The 13,235-nt window shown below is 72.9% G+C and carries 12 protein-coding genes; 4 read left to right on the top strand and 8 right to left on the bottom strand.

The features are described 5' to 3' along the window. From VIM26_RS20355 to VIM26_RS20345, 3 genes are all read left to right on the top strand, one after another. The coding region (locus VIM26_RS20355; protein WP_331954641.1) for an ABC transporter ATP-binding protein at positions 1 to 841 on the top strand (841 nt) is incomplete at its 5' end. Between the two features lie 104 nt (positions 842 to 945). Next, positions 946 to 1,482 carry a hypothetical protein gene (locus tag VIM26_RS20350; protein WP_331954639.1) on the top strand — a complete coding sequence of 179 codons (537 nt, stop codon included), beginning with the start codon at positions 946 to 948 and terminating at the stop codon, positions 1,480 to 1,482. Positions 1,483 to 1,756: 274 nt separating this feature from the next. Beyond that, positions 1,757 to 2,101 (top strand): RNA polymerase-binding protein RbpA, encoded by a 345-nt coding sequence (locus VIM26_RS20345; RefSeq protein ID WP_331954637.1) that lies wholly within the window; start codon positions 1,757 to 1,759, stop codon positions 2,099 to 2,101. Positions 2,102 to 2,133: 32 nt separating this feature from the next. Here the strand turns inward: VIM26_RS20345 and VIM26_RS20340 are convergent, their stop codons facing one another. The 4 genes from VIM26_RS20340 to VIM26_RS20325 all read right to left on the bottom strand — a co-directional run bounded on the left by VIM26_RS20340 (position 2,134) and on the right by VIM26_RS20325 (position 7,021). Continuing rightward, a complete protein-coding gene (locus tag VIM26_RS20340) occupies positions 2,134 to 2,889 on the bottom strand; it encodes a polyprenol monophosphomannose synthase (RefSeq protein WP_331954635.1) in 756 nt (251 codons plus the stop codon). After that, positions 2,889 to 4,454 carry an apolipoprotein N-acyltransferase gene (gene lnt / locus VIM26_RS20335; protein WP_331954633.1) on the bottom strand — a complete coding sequence of 522 codons (1,566 nt, stop codon included), beginning with the start codon at positions 4,452 to 4,454 and terminating at the stop codon, positions 2,889 to 2,891. Before lnt ends, VIM26_RS20340 begins: the two co-directional genes overlap by 1 nt. A 409-nt stretch (positions 4,455 to 4,863) precedes the next feature. Next, entirely contained in the window at positions 4,864 to 6,510 is a 1,647-nt protein-coding gene (locus VIM26_RS20330) for an amidohydrolase (RefSeq protein WP_331954631.1), read from the bottom strand. A 325-nt stretch (positions 6,511 to 6,835) separates the two neighbouring features. Continuing rightward, positions 6,836 to 7,021, bottom strand: a complete 186-nt coding sequence (locus VIM26_RS20325) for a hypothetical protein (RefSeq protein ID WP_331954629.1) — start codon at positions 7,019 to 7,021, stop codon at positions 6,836 to 6,838. 105 nt (positions 7,022 to 7,126) lie between these two features. On the opposite strand from VIM26_RS20325, the gene VIM26_RS20320 reads away from it, so the two are divergent. Further along, the gene (locus VIM26_RS20320; protein ID WP_331954627.1) at positions 7,127 to 8,482 is read left to right on the top strand and encodes an RNA-guided endonuclease TnpB family protein; all 1,356 of its coding nucleotides are present in this window, start codon (positions 7,127 to 7,129) and stop codon (positions 8,480 to 8,482) included. A 190-nt stretch (positions 8,483 to 8,672) separates the two neighbouring features. Here VIM26_RS20320 and VIM26_RS20315 read toward each other — a convergent pair whose 3' ends face one another. The 4 genes from VIM26_RS20315 to VIM26_RS20300 form a co-directional block, all read right to left on the bottom strand. After that, positions 8,673 to 11,501 carry a DEAD/DEAH box helicase gene (locus VIM26_RS20315; protein ID WP_331954625.1) on the bottom strand — a complete coding sequence of 943 codons (2,829 nt, stop codon included), beginning with the start codon at positions 11,499 to 11,501 and terminating at the stop codon, positions 8,673 to 8,675. A 43-nt stretch (positions 11,502 to 11,544) separates the two neighbouring features. Beyond that, the gene (gene tatC / locus VIM26_RS20310) at positions 11,545 to 12,282 is read right to left on the bottom strand and encodes a twin-arginine translocase subunit TatC (RefSeq protein ID WP_331954623.1); all 738 of its coding nucleotides are present in this window, start codon (positions 12,280 to 12,282) and stop codon (positions 11,545 to 11,547) included. A 52-nt stretch (positions 12,283 to 12,334) separates the two neighbouring features. Continuing rightward, positions 12,335 to 12,619 (bottom strand): Sec-independent protein translocase subunit TatA, encoded by a 285-nt coding sequence (gene tatA / locus VIM26_RS20305; RefSeq protein WP_331954621.1) that lies wholly within the window; start codon positions 12,617 to 12,619, stop codon positions 12,335 to 12,337. Positions 12,620 to 12,757: 138 nt separating this feature from the next. Then, entirely contained in the window at positions 12,758 to 13,093 is a 336-nt protein-coding gene (locus VIM26_RS20300; RefSeq protein ID WP_331954619.1) for a hypothetical protein, read from the bottom strand. Positions 13,094 to 13,235: the final 142 nt, after the last annotated feature.

Genomic DNA, 13,235 nt, shown 5'->3' with positions numbered 1-13,235 from the left:
CGCCACGGCCCCGCCGCTGCGCGCGGACCGGGGGCCGGACACCGACGGTCAGCAGAACGGACATCCGCGACGGCGCCCGTGGGCCGTGCGGGACACCTCGTTCGTGATCGAACCCGGACAGCTCGCCGCGTTCGTCGGGCCGTCGGGTGCCGGCAAGACCACCCTGAGCTACCTCGTCCCGCGGCTCTACGAGGTCAACAAGGGCGCGGTGCTGATCGACGGCCACGACGTGCGGGACGTGACGATGGGCTCGCTGGCCGACGTCGTCGGCATGGTCACCCAGGACCCGTACCTGTTCCACGCGTCGATCGCGGCGAACCTGCGGTACGCGCGCCCGGACGCCACAGACGCCGAGCTCGAGGAGGCCTGCCGCGCGGCGAACATCCACGACCGGATCGTCTCGTTCTCCGACGGGTACGACACCACCGTCGGCGAGCGGGGCTACCGGCTCTCGGGCGGGGAGAAGCAACGGATCGCGATCGCGCGGGTGCTGCTCAAGGACCCCCGGATCCTGATCCTCGACGAGGCGACGTCGGCCCTCGACTCGTCCTCCGAACGGCTCGTGCAGGAGGCGCTCGCCGCGGCGATGACGCGGCGGACGACGCTCGCCATCGCGCACCGGCTCTCGACGATCCGCCACGCGGACGTGATCTTCGTGGTCGACGACGGCCGGGTCGTCGAGCGCGGCACCCATGCCGAGCTCGTCACGGTGACCGACGGGCTGTACGCCCGGCTGTACGCCGAGCAGTTCGGTGGCGGTCGGGTCGAGGCCCGGTTCGCGGACGGTGTGATGTTCACCGACGGGGTCGTGCTCGCCCAGCCGAACTCCTCCGAGAACTGAGCGGGCGCGGGCGACCCACCCCCAGGGCACCGCGGCGCGGCCTCGTCCCCAGGGCGCGGCGGGGGCCCGTGCGCCGGCCGGGCACCGTCACGATGCTGGCGGCCATGACGACCTTCGATGAGAACTGGGACGACGACTACTTCGACGACGACGAGGACGATCCGTTCGGCGACAGCCTGTTCGGTGACGACGCGCTCGACGACGACCCCTTCGACGACGACCCGGGCGGGCTGCCCGTGCCGGGCGTCCTGCTCGGTACCGACGAGGACGTGCACCAGCACCTGCTCGCGATGGTCGGGCCGGAGCGGGACGGCCCGCGGGCCCTGTGGGTGGTGTTCCTCGACGACGCCGAGCGCGCCATGCCGCTGGTGATCCCGATCGGCGACCTGCCGACGATGGTGGATCGGGTGATGGTCGCGAACCTCGCGGGCATCCTGCGCGTCCTGGTCGACGAGAACGCGCCCGGCGGGTGCGTCGCCTTCGCCCTGGTGCGGCGCGCGGGAGGTGACCGGGGCACCTACGAGGTCGGCTGGTCCGACGCGCTCCGCGAGGCGATGTCCTGCGTCGGGCTCCCCGTGCGCGCGATCGTGGCCATCGGCCGGGACCGGTCACGCGTGCTGCCGGCGACGCGGGCCGCGTGACCGGACCCCGGCAGTCCCCCGAACGGCTCAGCACAACCACCCGACGAGTCGAGCGTCACACCGGGAGAGTTGCCACGGAGCACCGCTGACCGCCACCATGAGAGCCGAGGCCGTGCCGGTGTATGACTACCTGGGAAGCCTCGAGCACCTGGCCCACCGGGCCACGACCAACGACCGACGTTCACGGGACCTTCACTTCGTGCTGGAACACGAACGGGCTCGTGAGCGTTGAACACGACGGTAGAGAACTCATCGAAGTAAAACGGAGGCCCTAATGGCGAACCGATCCCTGCGCGGAATGCGCATCGGTTCCAACAGCTTGGAGACCGAAGAGGGCGTCGAGTTCGCTCCCCGGCTCCAGGCGCACTACGACTGCCCGAACGGGCACACCATCATCCTGCCCTTCTCGACCGAGGCCGACGTGCCGCTGGTCTGGGAGTGCCGGTGCGGCGAGGAAGCCCTGCTCCGCGACGCCACGAGGCCTGAGCCCAAGAGCGGCAAGCGGCCGCGCACGCACTGGGACATGCTCCTTGAGCGCCGCACGGTCAAGGAGCTCGAGGAGCTGCTCGACGAGCGGCTCGACCTGCTCCGTGCGGGAAAGCTCCGCAGAAGCGCCTGACCGACGCTCGTCCGCACGCGCGGACGAGGATGTCAGGACGACGATCGACCGAACAGCCGGCGCATTGCGCCGGCTGTTTGTCGTGCGTGGTGCGCCGCACCCCAGGTCGTGACCAGGGTGAGCGCCTCGATCACGATCGCGCGGCTCATCTTCGAGGTGCCCTGCACCCGCTCGACGAACGTGATCGGGACCTCGACGACCCGGCCGCCCGAGCGCAGCACCCGCCAGGCCATGTCCACCTGGAAGCAGTACCCGTGCGAGGCGACCGCCTCGAGGTCGAGACCGGCCAGGGTCGCGGCGCGGTAGGCGCGGAAGCCCCCGGTCGCGTCCCGCAGCGGTAGCCCGAGCATCATCCGGGTGTACGCGTTGCCCGCGCGGGAGAGCAGCTCGCGGCGGCGCGGCCAGTTCACCACGGTCCCGCCGGGCACCCACCGGGAGCCCAGCACCAGGTCGGCGTCGGACAGCGCGGCCAGCAGCCGCGGCAGGTCCTCGGGCCGGTGCGAACCGTCGGCGTCCATCTCGACGATGACCTCGTAGCCCTCGGCCAGCGCCCAGGCGAACCCCGCGACGTACGCGCGCCCGAGTCCGAGCTTCTCCTCGCGGTGCAGCACGTGCACGGCGGCGTCGTCGGCGGCAGCGCGGTCCGCGAGGTCCCCGGTGCCATCGGGGCTACCGTCGTCGATCACCAGGACGTCCGCCTCCGGGACGGCCGCGCGCAGCCGGGCGAGGGTCCCGGGCAGCGCGTCGCGCTCGTTGAAGGTCGGGATGAGGACGACGGTGCGGCGCATCAGAGGCGACCCTCCGGGCGGTGGGCCCGGCGGACGCGGGTCGCGCCCACCATGCCGGAGACCACGATCACCAGCGCGAGGCCGTCGAAGGCCCACGCGAGCCAGTCCCCGATGACCGTGGCCGGCGTGAGCGACGTGCGCAGCGGGAGGGCCGCGACGAGCTGCGCCGCCGTGAACAGGTCGGTGCGCTGGCTGACCGCGCCGTTCGGCGCGATGATCGCGCTGACCCCGACCGTGGAGATCTGCACGGTCGCACGGCCGTGCTCGATGGCCCGCAGGCGGGCCATCGCCAGCTGCTGGGTGGACTCGTCGGTGAAGCCGAACGACGCGTTGTTGGTCTGCTCGACGATGACCTCGGCGCCCGCGCGCACCGAGGAGCGCACCAGGGGGTCGTAGGCGATCTCGAAGCAGATCACGTCGCCCAGCACGACCGTGCGGTGCAGGCGCGGCACCGCGAGCGGCACGACGCCGACCTTCGTGCCGGCGATCATGTCGTTGCGCACGAGGTCCACCTCGTGGGAGAACGGGCGGATCCACTTGCGCAGCGGGATGTACTCGCCGAACGGGGCCGGGTGCTGCTTGACGTAGCGCGCGACGGGCCCCGTGCCGGGTTCCCACAGCAGGCCGGTGTTGTACCGGCCCCCGCTCGCGGGGTACTCGACGGTGCCGACCAGCATGGGCGCGGTGACCGCCTTGGCGGCCGCGTCGATCTCGGCCGCCGCGGAGTAGTCGGCCTCGGGGTCGACGTCGGTCCCGTTCTCGGGCCACAGGACCACGTCGAGCTCGCCGGGCTTGACCTGCTTCAGCAGCTCGTGGGTGCCCTTCGCGTGCAGGTCGAGCACCGCTCGCTGCTGGGAGAAGGCGTCCGCGCCCGGCGTCGGCACGTTGCCCTGCACGGCGCCGACCTGCAGGTTCCCGGCCTGCGCCTGGGTGTCCAGCGGCACCAGCAGGCCGGCGCCGACGAGCAGCACGCCGACGCCGATCGCCAGGGTCGTGCGGCCGACGCGCAGCCGGGCCGCGGAGAGCACGCTGATCGCGAGCAGCACCCCGACGCCGGCGACGGCGGCCGAGACGAGCGGGGCGCCGCCGAGCCATGCGAGCCGCACGAGCGGCGAGTCCTCCTGCGAGAACGCCAGGCGTCCCCACGGGAAGCCACCGAACGGCGCCGTGGAGCGCAACTCCTCCGTCGCGACCCAGAGCACCACGAACGCCGTCGCCTGCAGCCAGGGACCGCGCCAGATGGCCACGCCGCGGCGCGCCCACGTCCACGCGATGGCGAACAGGGCGATGTACAGGGCTTGGAACACGGTCAGCGCGAACCACGGCACGCGGCCGACCACATAGTTGGACCAGGAGATGTGGGTCGCGAAGAACGCGAGGCCCCACACCAGGCCGACCAGGCAGTTCCAGCGCGCGCTGTCGCGGCGCAGCGCGAAGAACAGCAGCGCCATCCCGACGAACGCGGCACCCCACCAGCCACGGCCGGGGAAGGCGGCGTCGGTGATCAGCCCGCCGGCTGCAGCGAGCCCGAGGGCCCACCAGCGGTTGGGCTCGGGCAGGGACATTCGAGAAGGCTACGACAGCCATGACGTGTGCTGGACCGACCCGCCCGGTCGAGCCGAACTGATCGACCCGACCGACCGGCCCGCGTGTCCTTCGTACCAGACGCCACCCCTGCGTTGCGTGGGCGCCTGTTGTCTGTTGAACACGCGGGCCAAGCCGGTGCCCGCCACCACGTCGGTGCGAGCGGCCCGCTCCAGCGGAGACGTGCTCAGCGCCTGTCGAATGGGAACGAGAGAAAACCTACCGGCTCGGTCGGTGCTGTCAAAGGGAAGTCTGCGCAGGTCACGCGCGTCCGCGCAGGTCAGGACCGTCGACTGTGGCCCCGATCACTCGCCGTCCCTGGCGTGTCGCGCGGTGTGTCGCGGTGTGTCCTCCCGAATGGCGCCGCCGGCGCGCCGCGAGGTGCGCGACTCAGCCGAGCGCGTCGTGGATCACCACGCCGTCGCGCAGGGTGCGCAGGCACACCGGCGGGGCGGCGTCCGGTCCCAGCTCGGGGAGCAACGGGGTGCCGGCGCGGGCGTCGGTGCTCCAGGAGGAGACCCGCCCGGCGCCGCCCTGCACGACGAGGTGGTCCGCGCGCCACACGGCGAGGTGGGCGGGGGCGCCCAGGCGGATCTCACCCGCGCCGGTGTGGTCGAGTCCCGCCAGTCGCCATCCGCCACGGGTGTGCGCCCGGAACGCGGCACGGGCCGAGATCCGCTGGTCGGCCTCGTGCAGCACGACGGCGCCGCGCACGCCCGCCCACGGGTCGAACGGCGTCACCGGGGAGTCGGAGCCGAACGCAAGCGGGATCCCGGCCGCGGCCAGGTCGGCGAGCGGGTTGAGCGCCGCGGCACGCCCCGCCCCGAGCCGGGCGGCGTACATCCCGCCGGGGCCGCCCCAGGCGGCGTCGAAGGCGGGCTGCACGCTCATCCGGACGCCCAGCAGCACGAGCGCAGCGAGCGTCGGCGCGTCGATCATCTCGGCGTGCTCGATGCGGTGGCCCGCACCACGGATCGCACCGAGGCCCTCGACGTCGACCGCGCTGCGCAGGCCGGCCAGCAGCTCGTCCATCGCGCGGTCACCGATGACATGGAACCCCGCGTGCACCCCGACCCTGGTCACGGCCGACAGGTGCAGGGCGAGCTGCTCGGCGCTCAGGTACAGCGAACCGGTGTGCGCGCCGGGCGCCGGCAGGTCGAGGTACGGCGCCCGCAGCGCCGCGGTACGCGAGCCGAGGGACCCGTCGACGTTCAGGTCCCCGCCGATGCCGGTCAGGCCGGGGACGGCGGCCAGCAGCTCGCGGGCGTCGTCGGGCGTCGCGCACAGCTCGGCGCGATAGCCGACGACGTGCGGCAACGCGCCCTCGGCGCCGGCGGTCAGCGCCAGCAGGGTGCGCAGGCCCTCGCGGGTGTCCACGAACGGCGCGCTGTGCTCGTGCACGGACGCGATGCCCTGGGCCGCGGCCGCACCGAGGGCGAGGCGGTACAGGGCAGCCCGGCGGACCGGGTCGATCTCGCGGGCCGCGTCGCGGGCGGCGTGGTGGGCCTCCCCCGTGACGCGGCCGTCGGGCTCCCACCCGGGCATCGCGCTCAGACCGGCCACGTCCGCGAACGAGGAGGACACGATCGCGGAGTGCACGTCCACCCGGGCGAGATACACCGGGGCGCCGCCCGTGGCCGCGTCGATCTCCGTGCGGGTCGGTCCGCGGCCCTCGGGCCAGTCCTGCTCGTCCCAGCCGAACCCCAGCAGCGGCCCGCTGGCCCCGGCCCGGGTCGCGCCGGCCGCCCGCGACAGGGCACCCAGGGCGTCGGCGAGGGAGTGGATGCCGGCCGCGGCGGTCAGATCGAGACCTTCGAGGGCGAGGCCCGTCTCGAGCACGTGCGCGTGCGCGTCGACGAACGCGGGCGCGACCAGCGCGCCGTCCAGGTCCACGACCTCGTCGGCGTTCGCCGCGAGTCCGTCCGCGGTGTCGTTCGCGCCGAGCCAGGTGATGACCCCGTCGCTCACCAGCAGGGCCTCCGCGAACGGGTCGGCCGGGGAATGGATGACGCCGTTGCGGTACAGGGTGCTGCTCACAGTCGCTCACGATAGGCGCTGCGGGCGCCGCCCCTCGCCGCGTCCCACGGCGAGACGGCGGCCCGGGCACGTCGGGGCCTCACCGGGTGTGTCCGTATTCACCGGCCGGAAGCCGAGTACCGATGCGGGTGCCAAGCGTGTCGTCGCGGTCGACGTGACCGGCCTCCCGATGGGGGGCTGGTTGTGGCGGCATACACGCACGAGAGCGTCGCGACCGAGCTCCTTCTCACCCACCTCGCGGAGGCGGGGATGACCAAGCGGCTCGAGCTGGTGCTGGTCGACCGGGGCACCTCAGCGAAGGCCGCCGCGCGGTTGAGCCGCGAGCTCAACGTCGAGGTGCGCTGGATCGGTGGGACGACAAGCAGCCGGTGTTCAGGCCGATCGCGCACGCGTGGCGGGTCGAGGTTGCCCACGGCCGGCTCGGCAGGTCCCGCCGCTTGGCGAAGTCGTTCGAGAACACCACCAGGTCCGGGTCGGCCTGGTTGCGGCTGGCGTGCGCCGCGCTCGTCATGTGGCACCTGACCAAGCCCGCGCCGGCGCGGATGAGGCACCAACTGGTTGCGTGAACCGGGCGCTGATCACTGCGTTGTCGGTGGCGACCGGCACCATCGTCCGCATGCCGCGTCGCACACCCAGTACCGAGCCGTTGCGCTCGGCCACAGGTGTGCCACTGACGCGGGCGGTGACGTTCAAGTTCGCGCTCGACCCGAACCATGCCCAGGAGCGGGCGCTGTTCACGCACGCAGGCGCTGCGCGGTTCGCGTTCAATCACCACCTGGGCCGCATCAAGGCGAACCTCGACCAGCGCGAAGCTGAGAGGAGCTACGGGGCCACGCCCGACGAGCTGACTCCGTCGTTGTCGTGGTCGAAGTTCTCCTTCATCAACGAGTTCAACGCGTGGAAGAACGGCCAGCTGGAGACCAGCCGCGTCAACGACGACGGCAGCGCCGGCCTGCATTGGCGGGCTGAAGTCTCCTCGGACGTGTTCGAATGCGCCTCGGTCAACGCCGCCCAGGCCCTGGCCAACTTCTCCGACTCACGCAAGGGCGCACGCGGCGGCAAGACCGTGGGCTTCCCGAAGTTCAAGGCCAGGCACAAGTCGGCGCCCAGCTTCCGGCTGCGGAATCGTTCGAAGGTCGCAGCGTCGCAGGCGTTGCGCGTGGCCGGCCCGAAGTCCCTGCGGCTGCCGACGATCGGTGAGATCCGGATCCACGGGTGCACGCGCACAATTCGCCGGATGCTCGAGGGCGGCCGGCTGCACCTGTACTCGGCCAGCATCCGGTTCGAGCGCGGCCGCTGGCACGTCGCTCTCACGGGCCTGGCAGCCCAGACCCACCACGAGCGCAGGTCAGCCGCCGGCCGCCACCAGGTGGCCGCCGGCCTGGACGTGGGCATCAAGTCGTTGGCTGTCGTAGCCGACGCACACGGGCACGTGCTGCACGTGGTCAAGGGGGTGAACGCGTTGCAGCACGCGCAAGAACGCCTCAAGCGCGCCAACCAGAGCCTCTCGAGAACCAAGAAGGGCTCCAACGGTCGCGCCAAGGCCGCACGACGGCTCGGGCGGATCCACGCCCGGGTCGCGCACCTGCGCGCCGACCTCGCGCACCAGCTCTCCTACCAGCTCGCGACCACGCTCACGAGACTCACGGTCGAGGACCTGTTCGTCGCCGGGATGGTCCAGCTGCACAGCCTCGCCCGGCACATCGCCGACGCCGGCCTCGGTGACCTCGGGCGTCTGCTCGCCTACAAGGCCCGCTGGTACGGCCTCGAGCTAGTTCAGGCAGACCGGTGGTTTCCGTCGTCCAAGACCTGCTCAGGCTGCGGCGCCATCAAGGGCGACCTCACCCTGGCAGACCGGACCTACTCGTGCGCTTGCGGGCTGGTCATCGACCGGGACGTGAACGCCGCGATCAACCTGGCCCGCTGGACCCCCGCAGCACCGGCCTCACCGCCAGTAGCACTGGCCGCCTGACACCCGTCAACGTGTCTGCACCCGGATGCACCGGGGAAGAGCCGATCGCCACCCTGCAGTTCCGGGGCCCTGGGTCGGAACCGGCACCACACCAGCCCCGCTGGTGGCCGGACGGCGACCAAGCACCACCCCGCCTCACGCGGGGAACGGTCAAGGGCCGCCGGTGTGACCCGAATAGGGACACACGCAGTCAGAGCGAGGAGTAGGCCACCACCCCGCGGCGCAGCCCGACGACGCCGCGGTGCGCCGCCTCGCGCACCCGCGCGGACGGGGCCGCCTGGGCGATCTGGTCCAGCAGGTCGATGACCTGCTTGCACCACCGCACGAAGTCCCCGGCGGCCAGGTCGGTACCCTTGAGCACGACCTCCAGGCTGCGCCCGGACGCCCACCGGTGCACGGCCTCGACGAGGCCGAGGTCGAGCGGACCGGTGGACTCGACGTGGTGCTGGTGCTCCAGGTCGTCCAGCTCGGACCAGAGCTGCACGGTCTCGTCGAGGGCGCGCCCGAGCCTGCCGGCCGGGCCGCCCGGGATGCGCGGCTCACCCTGGTCGTCGCGGCGCGCGGAGTACAGGACGGTCGAGACGGCGGCGGCGAGGGCCGGCGGGTCCAGCTCGTCCCACACGCCGCGGCGCAGGCACTCGGCGACCAGCAGGTCGTTCTCCGCATACAGGCGGCGCAGCCACTGGCCGTCGGAGGTCACGGTGACCTGCGACCGCCCGCCGTCCTCGGTCGTCGTGGTGGCGAGGTAGCCGAGGCGGTCCAGCACGTCGCAGATCCGGTCGAACACCCGGGCGATCGAGCTCGTGCGGCCCTCGATCCGGGCGACCAGGGCGGCGTGCTCGCGGTTCAGCTTGTCCCAGCGCTCGGCCCAGCGCGCGTGCTCATCCCGGTCCGGGCACGAGTGGCACGGGTGGGCGCGCACGCGGCGGCGCAGGGCGGCCAGCTCGGCGTCGTCGGCCGCGGCGGCGCGCTTCTTTCCCGCGGGCCGGGCGCGCCCGCGGTGCTCGCCGCCGTTCTCCGAGAGCCAGGCGCGCAGCGTCGCGGCGAGGTCGCGGCGCGCGGCGGGGTTGCGCGCGTTGAAACCGCGCTGGACCCCCAGCGAACCCACCGTCCGCACCCCCGTGGGCACGTCCGCGACGGACACCCGGCGCACCTGGCGGTCCACGGTGAGCACCGTCGGACGCGGGCCCTCCACGCCGGCGCCGGCGCCGGGATCGAGCACCACGGCGTGCCCGGCGCGGCGACCGGCCGCGATCTCGATCACGTCGCCGACCCGCAGCCCCTCCAGCGACGTCGCCGCCGCGGCGCGCCGCTCCCGTGCCAGGTCGCGGGTCAGGTGCTGTTCCCGATCGGTGATCGAGCGCAGCAGGCCGGAGTACTCCGCGAAGTCGCCGAGGTGGCACCGCATCGCCTCGGCGTAGCCCTCGAGCGCCTCCGTGTGGGCCTGTGCCTGCCTGGCGAGCCCGACGACGCCCCGGTCGGCCTGGAACTGCGCGAAGGACGTCTCGAGCACCTCCCTGGCCCGCTCGCGACCGACCTGCGCGACGAGGTTGACGGCCATGTTGTAGGTCGGGCTGAAGCTCGAGCGCAGCGGGTACAGGCGTTTGGAAGCGAGCCCGGCCAGCGCGACGGGGTCGAGACCCGGGTGGTCGACGACGACCGCATGGCCCTCGGTGTCGATCCCGCGCCGGCCGGCCCGGCCGGTGAGCTGGGTGTACTCCCCCGGCGTGACGTCGACGTGCGCCGAGCCGTCCCACTTGACGAGCTTCTCCAGCACGACGGACTTGGCCGGCATGTTGATGCCGAGCGCGAGCGTCTCGGTCGCGAAGACGACCTGGACCAGGCCGCGCGAGAACAGCTCCTCGACGGTCTCCTTGAAGATGGGCAGCATGCCGGCGTGGTGCGCGGCGATCCCACGGGCCAGGGCGTCGGTCCACTCGGCGTAGCCCAGCACCCCCAGGTCCTCCGGGGGGAGCGTCGCGCACCGCTCCTCGACGATCTGCCGGATCTGCGCCTCCTGGGCCGGGGTGGTGAGCCGCAGCCCCGCCGTCAGGCACTGCGCGACGGCGCCCTGGCAGCCGACCCGGGAGAAGATGAACACGATCGCGGGCAGCAGCCCGGCGTCGGCGAGCAGCTCGACGACCGCGAACCTCGGCGTCGGGCGGAACGACGGCCGCGGGCGCCCGCCCGGTCCGCCTCCCCGGCCCCGGAAGCCGCGGTCTCCGCGCGGTCGCGGCCCGCGACCGCCGTGCCCGCCGGAATCCCCGGACGCGCGTTCCCGGCGGCGCAGCGCATCGGCGAGCTCCGGGTTGATCGGCGGGTTGACCCCGGGGGCGGTCGGGTCGACGTGGCCCGCGTACAGCTCGAACAGCTCGTCCCGGGCGAGCACGTGCTGGCCGAGCGGGACCGGGCGGTGCTCGCTGACGACCACGGCGGTGTCCCCGCGGACCATCTCGAGCCAGTCGCCGAACTCCTCGGCGTTGGAGACCGTCGCGGACAGCGAGACGAGCTGCACGTCGGGTGCGAGATGGATGATGACCTCCTCCCACACCGGTCCGCGCATGCGGTCGGCGAGGTAGTGCACCTCGTCCATCACGACGAACCCGAGCCCGTCGAGGGTCGGCGAACCCGCGTAGAGCATGTTGCGGAGCACCTCGGTGGTCATCACCACGATCGGTGCCTCGCCGTTGACGGTGGTGTCCCCGGTCAGCAGCCCGACGTTGTCGGGCCCGTACCGCCGGACCAGGTCGCCGTACTTCTGGTTGGACAGCGCCTTGATCGGGGTCGTGTAGAACGCCTTGCGGCCCGCGGCGAGGGCGAGGTGGACGGCGAACTCGCCGACGACCGTCTTGCCGGCCCCGGTGGGCGCCGCGACGAGGACCCCGTGACCGGCCTCGAGCGCCTCGCACCCCGCGACCTGGAACCCGTCCAGCTCGAACCCCATGAGCTCGCGGAAGTCAGCGAGCCGGGGCCCGCCCCCGGACGTTTCGGACCCCGCGGGCCCAGTTTCAGCTGACACAGCCCCAACCCTAAGCACGCTGCGCCGAGATTCGGTGCGAGTTCTACTCCTCGGCCAGCTCGCGGGCGGCCACCCGGCGGTCGTGGACGAGGGTGATTCCGACGGCCCCGAAGTACAGCGCGGTGATCGGGATGGCCAGCACGAGCATCGAGATCGCGTCGCCGGTCGGGGTGGCCACCGCGCCGAAGATGAAGGCCCCCAGCACGGCGACCCGCCAGCCGTTCAGCCAGGTGCGGCCGGACACGATGCCGACCATCGACAGGGCCACCATCACGACCGGGAGCAGGAAGCCCGCACCGAACGCGAGCACCATGCGCATGACGAAGGTGAGGTACTCCTGGGCGGAGATGAGGTTCGTGGAGTCGGCGGGCGTGAACGCGGTCAGCACGCCCACCGCCTTCGGCAGCAGCCACCACGCCATGAAGGCACCGGTGAGGAACAGCGGCACGGCCGCGGACAGGAAGCCGATGGTGACCATCCGCTCGCGCCGGGTCAGGCCCGGGGTGATGAACGCCCACAGCTGGTAGAGCCACCAGGGGCTCGAGATCAGCACCCCCACGAACAGCGACACCTTGAGTTGCATGTCGAACGCCGAGAGCACCCCGCTGAAGTTCAGCGCGATCAGCTGGCCGCGGGCCTCGTGCAGCTTGACCACGGGAGCCTGCAGGATCGCGAACACCTTGGGGTAGAGGATCCACCCGAGGACCCCGCCGAGGAAAAGTCCGACGGCGGCGAGGAAGATGCGTTTGCGCAGCTCGGTCAGGTGAGCGCGCAGCGACATCCGCCCCGCTTCGTCCGTTTTCTGCCGGGTACGGCGTGCGCTCACGTGCGGCTCAGACCTGCTTGCGTTCGGTGTCGTCCGCGTCCTGCGTACGCGTCACGGGGTCCCGGAAGGGCGCGGCGGGCGCGGCCGACGACGGCGCGTCGGTGGCGGGGCGATCCGGGCGGGTCGCGACGGGCGGGGTGCGCGCGTCGTCGCCGTTGTCCCGAACCTCTTCCTTGAAGATCCGCAACGACTTGCCGACACCCTTGGCCAGGTCCGGCAGCCGCTTGGCGCCGAAGAGCAGCAGGACGACCAACAAGATGACAATGAGTTCCGGGGCCTTGAGGTTCGGCATGACTTCCATCCTTTGTCTGGGCGCTCGCGCCATCGTAACCCCGACCGGCCCGTGCGGTCCGGGACACCGCGCTCATGCGGGGTGTCCCCCGCCTGCGAACGTACGTCGGGCCGGGCCGTGCCCCGCCCGGCGCGGTCCTCAGCCGGTGTAGGCGCGCCAGCCGAGGACGGTGCGCTCGTGGCGCAGCCGGCGGGCCTCGCGCCGGGCCTCGCGCTCGGCGCGCAGCGCGGCGAGGCGGGCGCGGTGCGGCGCGCGGTCGGACAGGATGTCGGGCGTCCGATCGTCGGCCTGGGCCGCCGCCTCGGCCGCGGCCGTGAGCTCCTCGGTGCGCTTCGCGAACACGTCGGCCAGGTCCGCGGCGTGCTCGAGCTCGGCGAGCAGCGCCTTGCCCTTGCGCCACAGGTCCCGCCCGAGGAAGAAGGCGCCGCCGAGGGTGGCGAGCACGAGAACCGTCCAGACCGTGAACCAGAGCATGGGCGCCAGGCTACTGGGCGCGCGTCGCGGGGGCCGCCCGCGGTCCGCCGGCGCCGTCGCCGTCGGCCGCCTCGAGCTCGTCGTACGCGGCCAGTGCCGCTCGCGCGGCCCGCGCCGCGTCCGCCGCGACGGCGGGCGGCGC

The sequence above is a fragment of the Pengzhenrongella sp. genome (assembly GCF_036565025.1).
Lineage (GTDB): Bacteria > Actinomycetota > Actinomycetes > Actinomycetales > Cellulomonadaceae > Pengzhenrongella.
Note: the sequence above shows the minus strand (reverse complement) of the source record. Positions and strands in the feature narration are given on the sequence as shown.

Bases quoted from the DNA above. Each gene is read 5' to 3' on its own strand.
- VIM26_RS20350 (WP_331954639.1), top strand. From the start codon at position 946: ATGACGACCTTCGATGAGAACTGGGACGACGACTACTTCGACGACGAC.
- VIM26_RS20345 (WP_331954637.1), top strand. From the start codon at position 1,757: ATGGCGAACCGATCCCTGCGCGGAATGCGCATCGGTTCCAACAGCTTG.
- VIM26_RS20340 (WP_331954635.1), bottom strand. From the start codon at position 2,889: ATGCGCCGCACCGTCGTCCTCATCCCGACCTTCAACGAGCGCGACGCG.
- lnt (WP_331954633.1), bottom strand. From the start codon at position 4,454: ATGTCCCTGCCCGAGCCCAACCGCTGGTGGGCCCTCGGGCTCGCTGCA.
- VIM26_RS20325 (WP_331954629.1), bottom strand. From the start codon at position 7,021: ATGACGAGCGCGGCGCACGCCAGCCGCAACCAGGCCGACCCGGACCTG.
- VIM26_RS20320 (WP_331954627.1), top strand. From the start codon at position 7,127: ATGCCGCGTCGCACACCCAGTACCGAGCCGTTGCGCTCGGCCACAGGT.
- tatC (WP_331954623.1), bottom strand. From the start codon at position 12,282: ATGTCGCTGCGCGCTCACCTGACCGAGCTGCGCAAACGCATCTTCCTC.
- tatA (WP_331954621.1), bottom strand. From the start codon at position 12,619: ATGCCGAACCTCAAGGCCCCGGAACTCATTGTCATCTTGTTGGTCGTC.
- VIM26_RS20300 (WP_331954619.1), bottom strand. From the start codon at position 13,093: ATGCTCTGGTTCACGGTCTGGACGGTTCTCGTGCTCGCCACCCTCGGC.